Below are 16151 nucleotides of genomic sequence, written 5' to 3' on the forward strand. Positions count from 1 at the left end.
GGCACGGCGGGTCGTCGTCGCGACGTTGCGGACCACGCTGCGAGCCGGGGTTCAGTGCACCTCGTGCACCTCGTGCACCTCGGCGCCACGCTGCGGCAGCGGCTCGGACATGTGCCGGGGCGTGGCCACGAGCGGCTCGACCAGCGCGAGGGCCGCCTCGAGCCGCGCGGCGCGCGAGCCGCGCAGCTCGTGCCACGGGGCCCCGCCGGCCGCCGCCTGGGTCGCGAGGACCTCGCGGAACCTCTGCTGCATCGCGTGACGCACGTGCTCGCCGTCGCGCAGCCCGTCCTGGACGAAGTCGATCTCGTCACCCGTGAGGAGGTAGAGGTCGGGGACGCGCCGGGCCGCGAGCGCCTCGACCGACGGCGACCGGGTGCCCACGTAGCGCTCGTGCCAGACGGTGGTCGCGAGCACGTCCGTGTCGCACACGACGAGCGGCAGCGGGGTGGTCGCCGCCGCGGCGTCCTCCCGTCGCGCCTGCTCGCGCGCGACGAGGTCGAACTCGGCGCTGTGCCAGGGCGCTGCGAGGCCGCCGGGACGGTCGACGCTCCACTCGCGGCCGAACTCGAGCACCGGTGCGATCCCGTGGTGGCGCGCGAGGTCGGTGGCGAGGGTCGTGGTCCCCGTCGACTCGGCCCCCAGCACCACGACCCGCCGGGCGAACCACGCGCGGACGGCCGCGGGCAGCGCCCACCAGTGGCCCGCCGGGTCGGCCCGCACCGCCGAGCCGGAGACCGGGACGGCGACGCGGCCGGGGTCCACCTGCACCCAGCGGGCGTCGAGGCGGCGCGCGAGCTCGCGGCCGTAGGCGTCCGACGTCAGCACCGCGTCGACCGGGGCGTCCAGCAGCGAGCGCATGAGCGCGACGTGCAGGTCCCACAGGTGCGGGTCGGCGTAGTCGACGGGCGTGTCGTCGACGGCCGTCACGACCCGTGCGCCGGGCACCTCGCTGCGCAGCCAGTCCGCCCGCGTGCCGACGGGTACGGACTCGGCCGTGGACCCGAGCACCTGGACGGTCACGCGTGCGCAGCGCGACAAGGCCGTGCGGACGAGGTTCAGGTGCCCCGCGTGCAACGGGTAGAACTTCCCGATCACGAGGCCGTGGGCGTGGCGGGCGGTCATGCGGGCCCGACGCCGGCGTCCGCGTGGGCCGACGGCGGCGTACCGGCGGGGGTCGCGTCCGCCGCGGCACCCACGGCGGCGGCCCGTCGCCACGTCCGCAGGCCGTGCACGCACAACCCGATGAAGAGGAGGTAGAGGGCCGCGGTGACGTAGAGCCCCAGGCCGACGTACAGGCCGACCAGGAGCACGTCGGTGAGGATCCACACGTACCACGTGCCGATCCACTTCCGGTTCAGCATCAGCTGGGCCACCAGGCTGAGCCCGGTGGTCAGGCCGTCCCAGAACGGGACGGTCGAGTCGGTCCACGTCCCGAGCACCCAGGTCAGGACGGCGGTCGCGGTGAGGGCGGCCACGACGGCCACGGGCCAGGCCCAGCGCGGCGCCGTGCGGACCGTCAGCGGCCCGCGGTCCTCTCCGCCGCGCACCCACCACCACCAGCCGAGCACCCCGAGCACGAGGTACACCACCTGGAGCGCGGCGCCCGCGTACAGGCCGCTGCCGACGAACAGCACGGCGAAGACGACGTTGTTGGCGATGCCGACGGGGAAGGTCCACACGTTCTCGCGCGCTGCGAGCCACACGCACACCGCACCGGTGACGAATCCGAGGATCTCGAGGGGGTCCACGGCGGAACCCTAGGGCGACCGGCCGCGCTCAGGTGGTTCGTCCGAGGGACGGGCGCGCCAGGCGTGCGTGCCACTCGGCCGCGCTCACGTCCGTGAGCGAGGCGACCTGGTCCACGACCACGCGCAGCCGCGCCGCGTCGTCGGGCGCCTGCGCCCAGTCGGCCGCGAAGGGTGGCTCGAGGGCGTCCGGGCCGCGCGCCGTGAGCTCTGCGACGAGGTCCGCGACCAGCTCACGCTGACGTCGGTAGAGCGGCTCGGCCTCCCGCGGTGCCATGACGTAGGTCACCGCGAGGCCCTTGAGCACGAGGATCTCGGCGAGCGTCGACGACGGCACCACGAGCTCGGCCGCGTAGCGCGTGAGCGGCCCGGGCCCGTACCGCTCACGGGTCGCGTCGATCGCGGCACCGGCGAACCGTCCGATGAGCTGGCTCGTCATGTCCTTGAGCGCCGCGAGCGCGCGCCGCGACCCGTCGTGGCCCCGCACCCAGGGGTCCAGGCCCGGCAGCCGCTCCATCGCTGCCTCGAGCTCGCCGTCGGGCACCGCACCGCCGTACCAGGCACGCACCTCCGCGAGCACGCGGGCGCGCTCGTCGCCGTGGTCGAGCACCGCGAGGTCGAGGCGGCCGCCCACCACCGCGTCCTCGACGTCGTGCACCGAGTAGGAGATGTCGTCGGCGAGGTCCATCACCTGCGCCTCGAGGCACCGCACGGCCGCGGGCGCCCCCGAACGCAGCCAGGTGAAGACGGCGACGTCGTCCGCGTAGACCCCGAACTTGGGCGAGATGCGCCCACCGTGGCGCGCCGGGGCCTCGTGCGCGGGCCACGGGTACTTGACCGACGCGTCGAGGCTCGCGCGGGTGAGGTTGAGGCCCACGCCGCGCCCGCCGGGGCCCGTGACCTTGGGCTCGAGACGCGTGAGCAGGCGCAGCGTCTGCGCGTTGCCCTCGAAGCCGCCGACGGCGGCGCTCACCTCGGCCAGGGCGCGCTCACCGTTGTGCCCGAACGGCGGGTGGCCGAGGTCGTGCGCGAGGCAGGCCGTGTCGACCACGTCGGGGTCGCAGCCCAGCGCCTTGCCGAGCTCGCGCCCCACCTGGGCGACCTCGAGCGTGTGCGTGAGCCGCGTGCGCACGAAGTCGTCGGTCGCCGGGCCCAGCACCTGGGTCTTGGCGCCCAGTCGGCGCAGCGCCGAGGAGTGCACGAGCCGAGCGCGGTCGCGCTCGAACGGCGTGCGCTGCTTGCTCTTGGGTGCCTCGTCGACCCAGCGTTCGCGATCGGCGTCGGTGTAGCCACCCTGGTCAGCGTGCACACCCGCACCCTAGCCAGCGAGCCGGGGAGCACGCGGGACCTGGGGCCGCTGGCCGCACCCGAGCGCGGCCGCGCACCGCTACCGCAGGCGCCAGATGCCCACGGAAGGTCCCGTGCCGGGCACACGCAGCGCGCCGCCACGGCGCTCGACGTCCGGACCGTGGAGCGTGCTCACGTCGGCCGCGAGGTGACCCGGCAGGTCGACGCCGTCCCACGGGGCACGTGCGACCGCGACCAGCACGCGCTCGTCGGGCGTCTCGCGCAGGAAGACGACGGCGTCGTCGCCAACCGCCACCCAACGCATCCCGCCGCGGCGCAGCGCCGTCGACGCACGACGGACCGCCACCAGGTCGCGGTAGGTGCGGAAGGTCGCGTCGTCCCGACGGTCGGGGCGGTCCCAGGGCATCGTGACGCGCGCGTGCTCGCCGTCCTCCCCCGTGGCCCCCACCTCGTCGCCCGCGAAGACGAGCGGCGTGCCCGGGTAGGTCATGAGCAGGCCCACGGCCACGTCGACGGCCTCGCGCGAGCCGAGCACGGTGCGGATCCGCGCGGTGTCGTGCGAGCCGAGCATGTTCCACTGGTGCGCCGTGACCGTCCACGGCACGGCGGCCGCGAACTCGCGCATCGTGGCGGCCATGGCCGAGCCGGGACGCCGCGGCTGGGGCACCGGGAGGCCGAGCGCCCGCCGTCCGCCGTCGGGCGGCGCGAGCCACGACCACACGGGACGGCTGAAGCCCGAGTAGTTCATGTTCGCGTGCCAGCCGTCGCCGAGCAGGTCGTCGGTCGCGTCGTGGAAGTGCTCGCCCACCAGCAGCGCGTCGGGGTTCGTCGCCTCGAGCGTGCGACGCACACGTCGCGCGACCTCGTGCGTGAGATCGGTGTCGCGGTACCGGCCGGTCATGTTCGCCACGTCGATCCGCCAGCCGTCGAGGGCGAACGGTTCACGCAGCCAGCGCGCGACCACGGAGTCGGGGCCGTCGACGAGGCGTCGGGCGAGCCCGGGTGCGCGATGGTCGAGCTTGGGCAGCGACGCGTGCCCGAGCCACCCCACGTGCGCCCCGTGCTCGTACAGGTAGTACCCGGCCTCCTCGCTGGTCGGGTCGCTCGTCGCGCGCGCGAACCACTCGTGGGCGTCGCCGGTGTGGTTGGTCGTGAGGTCGCCCATGATCCGCATGCCACGTGCGTGCACCGCACGTGCGAGCGACGCCAGTGCCTCGTCACCGCCCAGCACGGGGTCCACGTGCTCGAACGTCGACGCGTCGTAGCGGTGGTTCGAGCGCGCCGGGAACACGGGCGTCAGGTAGAGCACGTCGACGCCCAGCCGCTCGAGGTGGTCGAGGCGCTGCTCGATCCCGGCGAGGTCACCGCCGTAGAGCTGTCGCGGCGTGCTGGGGCCCACGTGCACGGGCTCGTCGTCCCAGGCGGCCGGCTCGGCCCAGTCCGGGACCGGTCGCTCACCGCCCGAGCGGGCGAACCTGTCCGGGAACACCTGGTAGACGACGGCGTCGCGCGCCCAGGCAGGCGGGGACCCGTGCACCGTGACACGGAAGTCGGCGGCGTCCGGGACGTCCCGCGCGTGCAGGCCCGTGCCGTTGAGCCAGCGGTAGCCGTCGGGCTCGTCGAGCAGGAACCGGTACGACGTGACCGGGTTGTGCACGTCGAGCTCGGCCACGTACCAGCGCTCGTGCTCGTCCGCCCGGTCGAGGCGGGCCTCGACCACGTGCGGCTCGCCGTCGCGCACCTGACGCAGGTGCACGCCGCGCTCGGCCCTCCCCGCAGGAACGCGCACGCGCACGGGCACGCGGTCACCCAGGGACGCCGGCGCGTCGACGAACAGCGCGCTGCCGTCATGGTGCGGCTCGCGCAGCAGGTGCTCCTCCGTCATCCCTTGACGGCTCCCGCCGTGAGGCCGCCCACGATGTACTTCTGCAGGAAGAGGAACAGCAGCACCACGGGCACCGCGGCGATCACCGCGCCCGCGGCGAACAGACCCCACCGCGCCTCGAGCAGGTCGGACACCCAGCCGTAGAGACCCACCGCGAGCGTCCAGTTGCGCTCCGACTGGAGGATCACGCGCGCGATGATGAACTCGCCGAACGTGCTGATGAACGACAGCAGGCCCACGACGGCGAGGATCGGCGCGACCAGGCGCAGGATGATCGTCCAGAAGATCTGGGAGTGCGACGCGCCGTCGATCTTGGCGGCCTCGTCGATCTCGCGCGGCACGGTGTTGAAGAACCCGTACATCAGGAACGTGTTCACGCCGAGCGCGCCACCGAGGTACACGAGGATGAGCGCGAGCTTGCTGTTGAGGCCGAGGGCCGGCACCACGTTCCCGAGGCCCAGGAGCAGCAGGAAGATCGCGACGAACGCGAGCATCTGCGGGAACATCTGGATGACGAGCAGCGCCGTGAGGCCCACCCGTCGTCCCGAGAAGCGGAAGCGCGAGAACGCGTACGCCGCGGCCGCGCCCATGATCACCGTGCCGATGCCCGTGATCGTCGCGATGACCAGGGTGTTCGCGGTCCAGTGCCAGAAGTACGTGTCCTGGAGCGCGGCGAAGTTCTCGAGCCCGACGTCGGCGAAGAGCCGGTTGGAGCCCGTGAGCGTGCCCCGGCTGCTCAGCGCGGCCGAGAAGACGTACACGATCGGGAAGGCCGCGTAGACGACGGCGAGCACGCCCACGACGTGCCGCCAGCCGACCTCGAGGAAGAACTTCCGTCCGGTCAGCCTGCGGTGTCCCGAGGCGTCCATCGCCCGGCCCGTGCCCGCAGCGGTCTGGGTGGCCATGTCAGATCTCCTCGAGCTTGCGGGTCTGCCGGAAGGCGATCGCCGAGATGGTGCCGACGATCAGGAAGATGACGATGGACAGCGCGCTCGCGAGGCCGTAGTTCTTGGGCGCCGAGCCGTCGACACCCGAGACGGAGTAGACCATCGAGATCAGGATGTCGGTGTGCCCCAGGGGTACCGACGCGTCGGCGAAGCGCGGACCGCCCTGCGTGAGCATGTAGACGAGCGTGAAGTTGTTGAAGTTGAAGGCGAACGACGCGATGAGCAGCGGCCCGGTCGCGACCAGCAGGAGCGGCAGGACCACCGAGCGCCACGTGCGGAACCGCCCGGCGCCGTCGATCTTCGCGGCCTCGAGCAGGTCTCCCGGGATCGCCTGGAGCGCTCCCGTCGCGATGAGGAACATGTACGGGAACCCGAGCCAGAGGTTCACGCCCAGCAGCGAGAGCTTCGCGAGCCACGGGTCGGTGAGCCAGCCGATCTCCGCCCCACCCAGCAGCACGTCGTTGATGAACCCGAAGCGCCGGTTGAGCAGGCCCGACCACAGCAGCGCGCTCAGGAACCCCGGGATCGCGTACGGGAGGATGAGCAGCGAGCGGTAGATCTTGCGACCGCGCACGCGCGGGTCGTTGAAGACCATCGCGAGGAACAGCCCGAGCAGGAACGTCGTGACGACCGACAGCGCCGCGAACGCGATGGTCCAGGCGAGGATCTTCACGAACGGCAGCGCGTAGCGCGCGTCGCTGAAGGCCGTGACGAAGTTCTCGGCGCCGACGACGACGCGCCAGCCGACGTTGAGCGTGCGGCCGTCGTCCGAGCGGAACGTGCCGTCCGACGTCGAGCGGTAGACGGTGCCGTCGGTCGTGTCGACCATCGTGTCGGCGGCCTCGTCGTACTCGAGCACCGACGTGTAGGCGAAGCCGTTGCGCGCGTCCTGGGTGCGGATCGAGCCGTCCTCGGGGTCGTCCGAGACGGGCACGCGCAGGGCCGTCACCTCGGCCTGCTGCGCCAGCACGGCGTCGCGGCCGAGCACCTCGAAGCCCGGGACCTCGAGGATCTGGCTGCCCTCGACGACGGCGTCGTCCACGGGGGCGAGCGGCTCCTCGGCGGTCCCCGCCCGCACCACGTCGCCGTCGAGCACCGCGAAGCCGAGCGCGTCACCCTGCTGGACCACGGTCAGGGGGTAGGCGTCCGAGCCCTCGACCCGCCGCTCGTTCTGGACCAGCAGGGCCTCGATCGCGTCCTGCTTGGTCGAGTTGTGGCCGTCGCCGTAGTTGGTGAAGGCGACCCACGCGGTGTAGCCGACGACGAAGATCTGGAAGACCAGCAGGAACGCGAGGCCCGGGAGGATGTATTTCATGGCGATCGCGCGCCGCGAGAAGTACACGTAGTTGGCGGCGAAGAGCAGGGCCACCATGGCCCAGAGGATCCCGTAGGAGTCCTCGGCCCAGGCCGCGAGCACCACGTAGACGCCCAGGGCGTTGACGAGCGCCATGAGCGCGAGCTTGAGGACGAAGCCGCGCGTCACGTTGCGCGCGTGGGAGTCGCCGGAGAGCCGACGGCCGCGGCGCCCGGTGGGCTCCGAGGGTGGTGCGGTGGGGGCGTCGGCGTGCGCGACGGGCGCCTGGGGCGAGCTCAAGGGAACCTCCGCTGGTCGAGGCGGCGTCGTCGCGGCCTCGTGCGATCGGTGCGCGTGGCGCACCGCCCGGTGCAGGGCGGTGCGCCACGCGCGGGGGTGTCGATCAGGCGGCGTCGAGCGCGCCCTGGATGTCCGCGACCATCTTCTCCCAGCCCGCGGTGGGCTCGAGGGAGCCGGACACGATGCCGGCCTCGGTCACGCCCCAGAACTCCCACACGGAGCCCATCTCGGGGATCGACGGCATCGGGACGGCCTCGGCACCGACCTCACGGAAGCCCGCGGTGATCGGGTCGGACGACGCGGTGTCGGCGGCGGCGGTCAGGGCCGGCGGGCGCTGCCCGGCCTCGTAGAGCGCGAGCTGGGCCTCCTCGGTCGCCATGTAGTTCACGAGGAAGTCGACGGCGGCGATGGTGTTCTCGCTCTGGCCGTTGACGTAGAAGCCCGCGACGCCCACGAACGGCTGCGCCGGCTGGTCGCCCGCGGCCGGGATCGGGTCGATCGCGAGCTCGAGGCCCTCGAACGAGCCCAGCATCCACGGGCCGCCGATGATGAACGGCGACTGCCCCGCGGCGAACGCCTCGACCGCGATGTCGTAGGTGATGGCCGTGTCGAGCACGCCCGCCTCACCCTGCGCGGCCAGCCAGTCGGCGAACGCGAGGCCGCCCTCGCCACCCAGCGCGAGCTCGGCCGCGTAGGAGCCGTCCTCGTTCTGCTCGAACACGGGGGCGCCGAACGACGTCTGCAGCGGGTACATCGTGTACGGGTCGCCCGTCTCGCCCATCTGGACGAGGATCGGGTAGTCGGTGCCGGCGGCCTGGCCCGCGGCGACGGCGTCGTCCCAGGTGGCCGGCGCCTCGGGGGCGAGCGCCGTGTTGCGGATGAGGCCGATGTTCTCGATCGCGTACGGCAGGCCGTAGACGGCGCCGTCGTAGGTGAACGCCTCGACCGCGACCTGCTCGAACTCGCTCGCCTTGTCACCGAGCTCGATCGGCGCGACGACGCCGTTGGCCGTCAGCTCGCCGAGCCAGTCGTGGGCGCCGACGGTGATGTCGGGGCCCTCGCCGGTCGGGACCTGGGCGTTGAAGTCGGCCCGGATGTCGTCGAAGTTCTTGAGCACCGTCTCGACGGTGCCGCCGGTCTCGGCCTCGTACGTCGCGGCGGCCTCCTCGACCGCGGCCTGGCGGGTCTCGTCGACCCAGATCGTGAGGTCGCCGCCCGCGGCGGGCTCGGCCGACTCCTCGGTCGTCGGCTCGGCCGGCTCCTCGGGCTCGGCGTCGCCGGCGCACGCGGTGAGGGTCAGTGCGGCGCCGAGGGCGACCGCAACGAACGGGATGCTTCGTCGCATCGGGGTGTCTCCAAACGAGATGGGGCGAGCGGCCGCAGTCGTCCGGAGGCGTCCTCCAGGACCGACCGTGGCCCTGATATCGGCAAGGTAACCCGCCGATTCGTGCGCATGCAACTCGTTGCGGTAACTTTCAGGCAACGGTTGCGTCAGACGTGACCGACCACGTGCGCGTCGTGCGCGACGTGCCACACGAGGAGGTGTGATGTCCTCTACGCTGCCGCAGGTGCGCACCCGTCTGAAGGACCTCGCCGAGCAGGCCGGGGTCAGCACCGCGACCGTCTCGCGCGTGCTCAACGGCAAGCCCGGCGTGGCGTCGCACACGCGCACCGCGGTGCTGGCCGCGCTGGACGTCCTGGGCTACGACCGGCCCGAGAAGCTGCGCACCCGGTCCGAGGGCCTCGTGGGCCTCGTGGTCCCCGAGCTCGACAACCCCGTGTTCCCCGCCCTCGCCCAGGCGATCGAGAGCACGCTCTCCGAGCGCGGCTACACGCCCCTGCTGTGCACGCAGTCCCCCGGCGGCACCACGGAGGACGAGTACGTCGAGATGCTGATCGAGCACGGCGTCGACGGCATCGTCTTCGTCTCCGGCCGGCACGCCGACACCACGGCGAGCCACGACCGGTACCACCGCCTGCGCAGCCAGGACGTCCCGATCGTGCTCGTGAACGGTCACGCCGACGGCGTCGACGCGCCCAGCGTGTCGACCGACGACGCCGTCGCGACCGATCTCGCCTACCGCCACCTCGTCTCGCTCGGCCACACGCGCATCGGTCTGGCGATCGGGCCGGACCGCTACATCCCCGCGCGGCGCAAGCTCGCGACCTTCACCCGCCTGCTCGAGGCGACCCACCCGGGTGTCGCCGTGGACGAGCACGTGGTCTCGACGCTGTTCACCGTCGAGGGAGGCCAGGCGGCCGCGAACGAGCTGCTCGACTCGGGCCACACCGCCATCATCGCGGGCTCCGACCTCATGGCCCTCGGGGCGATCCGGGCGGCACGCTCGCGCGGCCTGCGGGTGCCCGAGGACGTCTCGGTCGTGGGCTTCGACGACTCACCCCTCATCGCCTTCACCGACCCGCCCCTGACCACGGTGCGCCAGCCGGTCGCGCCGATGGGGCGCGCGGCCGTGAGCGCGCTGGTCCAGGAGATCTCGGGGGCCAAGGTGCCCAGGACCGAGCTGCTGTTCCACCCGGAGCTGATCGTGCGCGGCTCGACCGGCCCCGTGCCCTCCCCGGCGGCGACCGCCCCCACACCCGCCGTAACCTGACGAGGCGGCGCCGTCCGCGCGCCCGCCCGTGACCACCCGACCGCCGTCCGACCCACAGACGGGACCACTGTGACGCCCTCGACCCCCACGTCCGCACCCGAGGCCATGACCACCGCCACGCCCGTCGGCGAGCCCTCGACCACCACGACCCTCGTCCACCGCCCCGGCGGCGGCGCCGGCGAGTGGTGGCGTGACGCGGTGATCTACCAGATCTACCCGCGCTCGTTCGCCGACGGCTCGGGCGACGGCATCGGGGACCTTCCCGGGATCACCGCACGGCTGGGCCACCTCGCGCGGCTCGGCGTCGACGCCGTCTGGCTCTCGCCGTTCTACCGCTCCCCGCAGAACGACGCGGGCTACGACGTGGCCGACTACCGCGACGTCGACCCGCTGTTCGGCACGCTCGACGACTTCGACGCGATGCTCGAGCGCGCGCACCGCCTGCGGATCCGCGTGATCGTCGACCTGGTCCCCAACCACACCTCGAGCGAGCACGCGTGGTTCCGTGCCGCGCTCGCGGCCGCCCCCGGCAGCCCCGAGCGTGCGCGCTACGTCTTCCGCGACGGGCGCGGCCCGGGCGGCGAGGAGCCCCCCAACAACTGGACCTCGGTGTTCGGCGGCGCCGCGTGGACGCGGGTCACCGAGCCCGACGGCACGCCCGGCCAGTGGTACCTGCACCTGTTCGACACCACGCAGCCGGACCTCGACTGGACCAACCCCGAGGTGCGCGACGAGTTCGAGCAGGTGCTGCGGTTCTGGCTCGACCGCGGGGTCGACGGCTTCCGTGTGGACGTCGCGCACGGCATGGTCAAGGCCGAGGGCCTGCCCGACTGGTCCGGCACGTCGGCCATGATCGACGGCGCCCACGAGGGCGAGCTGGGCTCCGAGGACGGCTCGACCGGTGCGGGCAACCGCGGCCCCATGTGGGACCAGGACGGCGTGCACGAGATCTACCGCTCGTGGCACCGCGTGCTCGCCGAGTACGACGGCGACCGCTGCCTGGTCGCCGAGGCGTGGGTCGAGCCGCTCTCGCGGCTCGCCCGCTACGTGCGTCCCGACGAGATGCACCAGGCCTTCAACTTCTCCTTCCTGACGACGCTGTGGCGCGCCGACGAGCTGCGCACCGTCGTGACCGAGTCGCTGGTCGCCAACGACGTGGTGGGTGCACCCACCACGTGGGTGCTGTCCAACCACGACGTCGTGCGGCACGCGTCCCGCCTCGGGCTCGAGGTCCCCGGCTCCAAGCCCAACGGCATCGGCGCGGGCGACCCCCAGCCCGACGAGGAGGTGGGCCTGCGTCGCGCGCGTGCGGCGTCGCTCATGATGCTCGCGCTGCCCGGCTCGGCCTACCTGTACCAGGGCGAGGAGCTCGGGCTCCCCGAGCACACGAGCTTGCCCGACGACGAGCGGCAGGACCCGACGTGGTGGCGTTCGGAGCACACCGAGCGCGGCCGCGACGGCTGCCGCGTGCCGCTGCCGTGGGAGGCGCAGGCGCCCGCCTACGGCTTCTCCCCCACGGGCGAGTCCTGGCTCAGCCAGCCCGAGGCCTTCGGCCGCTACGCGCTGGACGCGCAGCGTGGGGTCGCCGGGTCCACGTACGAGGTCTACCGCTCGGCCCTGCGCCTGCGCCGCGAGTTCCGCCTGGGCTCGGGCTCGCTCGCGTGGGTCGACGGCCTGCCGAACTGCGCGGCCGACACGGTGGTGGCCTTCGTCAACCGCGAGATCCTCGTGCTGACGAACATCGGCGCGGCGGCCCTGCGACTCCCGGCGGACCTCGAGCTGGTGCACGCCTCGCAGGACCTCCCGGTGGCCGACGACGGTGCGGTGCTCGTGCCCACGGATACGACCGTCTGGGCCCGCGTCGGCCGCTGACGCGCGTCTCAGCCGAGGGCGACGAGGGCGCTCTCGGTGAGTGCGATCGTCGCGCCGGGCACGGCCAGCAGGCGCTGGACCCCCGGCTGCTCGGTGCGCCAGAGCTCGGTGCCGTCGCGCAGGTCGTGCGCGCTCAGACCACCCTCGGCGTCCGACCGCACGAAGAGCACGCGCCGACCGTCGGTGACCGCGCTGTAGCCGGTCACGCCCTGCAGCTCCCAGATGACCTCACCCGTGTCGAGGTCGAGGGCCCGAGCCCAGTTGTGCTCGAAGACCAGGAGTCGCCCGCCCACCGCCAGTGCCGGAGAGGCGTCGGGCGCCTTCGTGATCGTCCAACGCGTCTCGCCCGAGCGCAGGTCGACGAGCTCGAGATCGCCGTCGCTCCGGTACAGCAGCAGCGTGTCGTCGAGCGAGCCGTCATCCATCCCCGGCATCCAGGGCCAGCCCTCGCGCTCGAGCACGACCTGACCCGCTGCGTCCTCGAGCTGCGTGGTCATCACGCCCTCGTCCGACGACGCGACCCGCATGGTGCGGCCGTCGCGGAGCGACCGCTCGAACCACACCTGCCCAGAGGGCCCGTCCGTGGTGGCGTCCGCCGGCTCCCCGGTCTCGGTCGACACCGAGAACAGGGGCAGCGCGTCGTCGTCCATGTCCCCGCCGGGAAGCGTCCACCCGGGCACCTCGGCGACGACCACGCCGCCGTGCTCCCACACGGACAGCGAGTTCTGGTCCACGTCCTCCGGGAGCGCCGGTCCGGTGACCTGCCACACCCGGGCGCCCGTCAGCCCGTCGATCCTCGCCAGCACGAGCCGACGCGAGCCGTCCACGACCGCCACGAGCAGGTCCGTCTCGCCCACGGGCGACGTGCTCACGAGGGTGCCCGTGAGCTCGGTCCCGCCGAGCACCTCGCCCGTCCGTGGGTCGACGACCTCGATGCGGTGCTGGGCCCCCGGGAACGCATCGGTGGTGACGGTGCAGATGAGTCGCTCCGCCGGGGGGATCTCGCGGAAGGCGAACGCCTCCGTCCCCGCCGGGCTGCACCAGCCGTGGCCGCCGGTCGGGCGCTCGACTCTCCAGACCACCTCGCCCGTGCGGGAGTCGAGGCCCTCGAGCGCGGAACCGTCGCCCTCGGCCACCACGACGCCGTCGGTCACGGTCACCGGGTACCACCCGGGGTGCCGCCACACCTCGGTCACGGGCTCGGCCAGGCTCGGGACGATCCCGTCCACCTGCGCCAGGCGCGCGTCCTCCGCGACCGCGGCTCGGTGCTCGACCACGTTGACCACCACCACGCACGCGAGCGCGGCCGCGCCCACACCCCACGCGACGCGCCGGGCACGGGACGGCCCCGGACGTCCGGCCCGCTCGTCCGGCTCGGCCCCGTCCGCATGCGGCAGGGGCGTGCCGGGCGCGCCACCCGCAGGAGGCGTCGTCGACATCGAGGGCGCAGACGGTTCGGCGTCGAGCAGCTCGACCTCGACCAGCTCGTCCGCATCGCGGTGGCGTCGCACGGGTCGAGGGTAGGCCCGTTGATGGCGATGATGGGGCCGCGGCGTCACCCGTCCGGTGCTCGTCCGCGCGTGTCAGCCGCCCGAGACGCTCAGCTCGGCCTCGCGCAACGCCTGACGGAACGCGTCGTCGAGCTCGCGCGAGTCGAGCCAGCCCTCGGGCAGGTGCGGTCGCTTGGGCGATCCCGCACGCCCGCGCTGCCCCTCAGCTGCCTCGCCCGGGTACGGCTGCTCGTGGTCGAGCCTGCCCAGCAGGTCGTCGAGCTCGTCGAGCGAACCCACGAGGGCCAGCTGGGCCCGCAGCTCGCCGCCGACGGCGTAGCCCTTGAAGTACCAGGCCATGTGCTTGCGCATCTCGCGCAGCGCCCGCCCCTCCTCCCCGAACTCCTCGACCATCAGCTCGGCGTGCCGGCGCACCACGGACGCGACCTCACCCAGGCCCGGCCGGATCCGCACGTCCGAGCCGTGGAAGGCCGCCGCGAGGTCAGCGAAGAGCCATGGCCTTCCCTGGCACCCACGGCCCACCACCACGCCGTCGCAGCCCGTCTGCGCGACCATCGCGAGCGCGTCCTCGGCCGACCAGATGTCGCCGTTGCCCAGCACGGGCACGTCCGTCACGGTCTGCTTGAGGCGCGCGATCGCCTCCCAGTCGGCCGTTCCCGAGTAGTGGTCGGCCGCGGTGCGCGCGTGCAGCGCGACGCTCGCCACCCCGGCGTCCTGCGCGATGAGGCCGGCCTCGAGGTACGTCAGGTGGTCCTCGTCGATGCCCTTGCGCATCTTCACGGTCACGGGCACCCCGTGCGGCGCGGCCGCGGCGACGGCCGCGCGGACGATGGCGGTGAACAGGTCCCGCTTCCACGGCAGCACCGCTCCCCCGCCCTTGCGCGTGACCTTGGGCACGGGGCAGCCGAAGTTCAGGTCGACGTGGTCGGCGCGGTCCTCCTCGGCGAGCATCCGGACGGCGGCGCCCACGGTCGCCGGGTCGACGCCGTAGACCTGGACGGACCTGGGTCGCTCGTCCTCGTCGTGCCGGATGATGCGCAGCGACTCGGGGGTGCGCTCGACGAGCGCTCGCGAGGTCACCATCTCCGCGACGTAGAGCCCTGCACCGTGCTCGCGGCACAGACGCCGGAACGCACGGTTCGTGACCCCCGCCATCGGCGCGAGCACCACGGGCGTGTCGATCGTCAGCGGTCCGATGCGCAGCGGGGGCAGCACCGACGTGCGCTCGGGCACTGCACCGGCGGCTGCGCCGCGCGGGGTGCCCGTCGCCGAGGTCGTCGTGGTCATCGGGCGATTCTCCCATCCGGCCCGCAGGGGTCGCACCCGCCCGCACCCGTGCCGCCTGGACGCCGTCGGGCCCGCACGGGGATCATCGGCGCGTGAACCGCACCACGGCGACCCTGGTCGCACTGCTCGTGCCGGTCGCGCTGCTGACCCTCGTGGGCCTCGCCGCGCTGTGGCCCGAGGGCGAGCCGCCCCGCACCGGCATCGTCGCGCTCGAGGCCGAGTACCCGCACGGGCGCGTGGTCTCGGCCGTCGAGGAGAGCTGCGCCGGCACCAACGAGGACCGTCGCCAGGACGGCACGATCCCCGAGTCCGTCCCGTGCACCGTCGCGACGGTCGAGGTCACCTCGGGGCCCGACGAGGGTGAGCGCGTCGAGGTCTGGGCGCCGGCGACGGTACGCGCCCCGGCGCTGCCGACGGGCACCGAGGTGGTCCTGACCAAGTACGTGGGCACCGACGGCGAGCCCGACGTGTTCGCGTGGTACGACTTCGCACGCTCGGCGCCGCTCGGGGTGCTCGCCGCGGCGTTCGCCGTCGTGGTCGTGGCGGTCGCGGGCATGCGCGGGTTGCGCGCGCTCGTGGGTCTGGGGGTCGCGTTCGCCGTGATCGGTGCGTTCGTGCTGCCCGCCCTGCTCGAGGGTCGCGACCCGCTGACCGTGGGCCTCGTGGGCTCCACGGCGATCATGTTCGTGGTCCTCTACCTCGCGCACGGCTTCAGCCTGCGCACGACGACGGCCCTGCTCGGGACCCTCGCGGGCCTCGGCGTCACCGCGGTGCTGGGCCTGGTCGCGGCGCGCGCGACCCACCTCACGGGTATCTCGACCGAGGAGGGCTACCGCCTGGCGATGCTCACGGGACAGCTCGAGGGCACGGCTCTGCGTGGCGTGTTCCTGTGCGGCGTGGTGCTCGCGGGGCTGGGTGTGCTCAACGACGTGACCATCACCCAGGCCTCGTCGGTCTGGGAGCTGCGCGCGGCAGACCCGCACGCCTCGCGCGGTGACCTGTTCCGTCGCGGCATGCGGATCGGACGCGACCACATCGCCTCGACCGTCTACACGATCGCGTTCGCGTACACCGGGGCCGCCCTGCCCGTGCTCCTGCTGCTGCAGGTGTACCGGATCCCGCTGGGCCAGACGTTCGCGAGCGGCGAGTTCGCCGAGGAGGTCGCCCGCACGCTCGTCGGCTCGATCGGGCTGGTCCTCGCGATCCCGCTGACCACGGCGATCGCGGCACTCGTCGTGACCACCGCGGCCGTCGCACGCGAGGGTGCGGGCCACGGCCACGCGGGGGCGCACGTGGCCGACGGCGATCGCGACGCCGCGGTGCTCCGGGATCCTGCCGCTGGGGAACCGCACCCGACCCCCTGACCCAGGCACGCCGCGCCTGCGATGAT

At 73.3% G+C, this 16151-nt stretch carries 12 protein-coding genes; 3 read left to right on the plus strand and 9 right to left on the minus strand.

Going from position 1 to position 16151, the window contains the following annotated elements; translation table 11 throughout:
- Nucleotides 1-51: 51 nt before the first annotated feature.
- The 7 genes from GXB85_RS04245 to GXB85_RS04275 form a co-directional block, all read right to left on the minus strand.
- The gene (locus GXB85_RS04245) at nt 52-1122 is read right to left on the minus strand and encodes an AAA family ATPase (RefSeq protein ID WP_161916396.1); all 1071 of its coding nucleotides are present in this window, start codon (nt 1120-1122) and stop codon (nt 52-54) included.
- Nucleotides 1119-1748, minus strand: a complete 630-nt coding sequence (gene pnuC / locus GXB85_RS04250; protein WP_161916397.1) for a nicotinamide riboside transporter PnuC — start codon at nt 1746-1748, stop codon at nt 1119-1121. Before pnuC ends, GXB85_RS04245 begins: the two co-directional genes overlap by 4 nt.
- A gap of 28 nt (nt 1749-1776) precedes the next feature.
- Entirely contained in the window at nt 1777-3054 is a 1278-nt protein-coding gene (locus tag GXB85_RS04255) for a deoxyguanosinetriphosphate triphosphohydrolase (protein ID WP_161916398.1), read from the minus strand.
- Between the two features lie 78 nt (nt 3055-3132).
- Nucleotides 3133-4938, minus strand: coding sequence for a glycoside hydrolase family 13 protein (locus GXB85_RS04260; RefSeq protein WP_161916399.1), 1806 nt, complete (start codon nt 4936-4938; stop codon nt 3133-3135).
- The gene (locus tag GXB85_RS04265) at nt 4935-5843 is read right to left on the minus strand and encodes a sugar ABC transporter permease (protein ID WP_161916400.1); all 909 of its coding nucleotides are present in this window, start codon (nt 5841-5843) and stop codon (nt 4935-4937) included. Before GXB85_RS04265 ends, GXB85_RS04260 begins: the two co-directional genes overlap by 4 nt.
- 1 nt (nt 5844) lies before the next feature.
- Nucleotides 5845-7479: an ABC transporter permease subunit gene (locus tag GXB85_RS04270; protein ID WP_237727957.1), complete on the minus strand. Its 1635-nt coding sequence runs from the start codon at nt 7477-7479 to the stop codon at nt 5845-5847.
- 103 nt (nt 7480-7582) lie between these two features.
- The gene (locus GXB85_RS04275) at nt 7583-8824 is read right to left on the minus strand and encodes an extracellular solute-binding protein (protein ID WP_161916401.1); all 1242 of its coding nucleotides are present in this window, start codon (nt 8822-8824) and stop codon (nt 7583-7585) included.
- Between the two features lie 202 nt (nt 8825-9026).
- Between GXB85_RS04275 and GXB85_RS04280 the strand changes: the two genes are divergently transcribed.
- Nucleotides 9027-10091, plus strand: coding sequence for a LacI family DNA-binding transcriptional regulator (locus GXB85_RS04280; protein WP_161916402.1), 1065 nt, complete (start codon nt 9027-9029; stop codon nt 10089-10091).
- A gap of 105 nt (nt 10092-10196) precedes the next feature.
- The gene (locus GXB85_RS04285) at nt 10197-11963 is read left to right on the plus strand and encodes a glycoside hydrolase family 13 protein (protein WP_161916456.1); all 1767 of its coding nucleotides are present in this window, start codon (nt 10197-10199) and stop codon (nt 11961-11963) included.
- An 8-nt stretch (nt 11964-11971) separates the two neighbouring features.
- Here GXB85_RS04285 and GXB85_RS04290 read toward each other — a convergent pair whose 3' ends face one another.
- A complete protein-coding gene (locus GXB85_RS04290) occupies nt 11972-13474 on the minus strand; it encodes a PQQ-binding-like beta-propeller repeat protein (protein ID WP_161916403.1) in 1503 nt (500 codons plus the stop codon).
- A gap of 72 nt (nt 13475-13546) precedes the next feature.
- Nucleotides 13547-14761, minus strand: a complete 1215-nt coding sequence (gene dusB / locus GXB85_RS04295; RefSeq protein ID WP_161916404.1) for a tRNA dihydrouridine synthase DusB — start codon at nt 14759-14761, stop codon at nt 13547-13549.
- A 92-nt stretch (nt 14762-14853) separates the two neighbouring features.
- Between dusB and GXB85_RS04300 the strand changes: the two genes are divergently transcribed.
- A complete protein-coding gene (locus GXB85_RS04300; RefSeq protein WP_161916405.1) occupies nt 14854-16125 on the plus strand; it encodes a YibE/F family protein in 1272 nt (423 codons plus the stop codon).
- The last annotated feature ends 26 nt before the right edge of the window (nt 16126-16151 follow it).

It is taken from the genome of Cellulomonas sp. APG4 (assembly GCF_009996735.1).
Taxonomy (GTDB): domain Bacteria; phylum Actinomycetota; class Actinomycetes; order Actinomycetales; family Cellulomonadaceae; genus Actinotalea.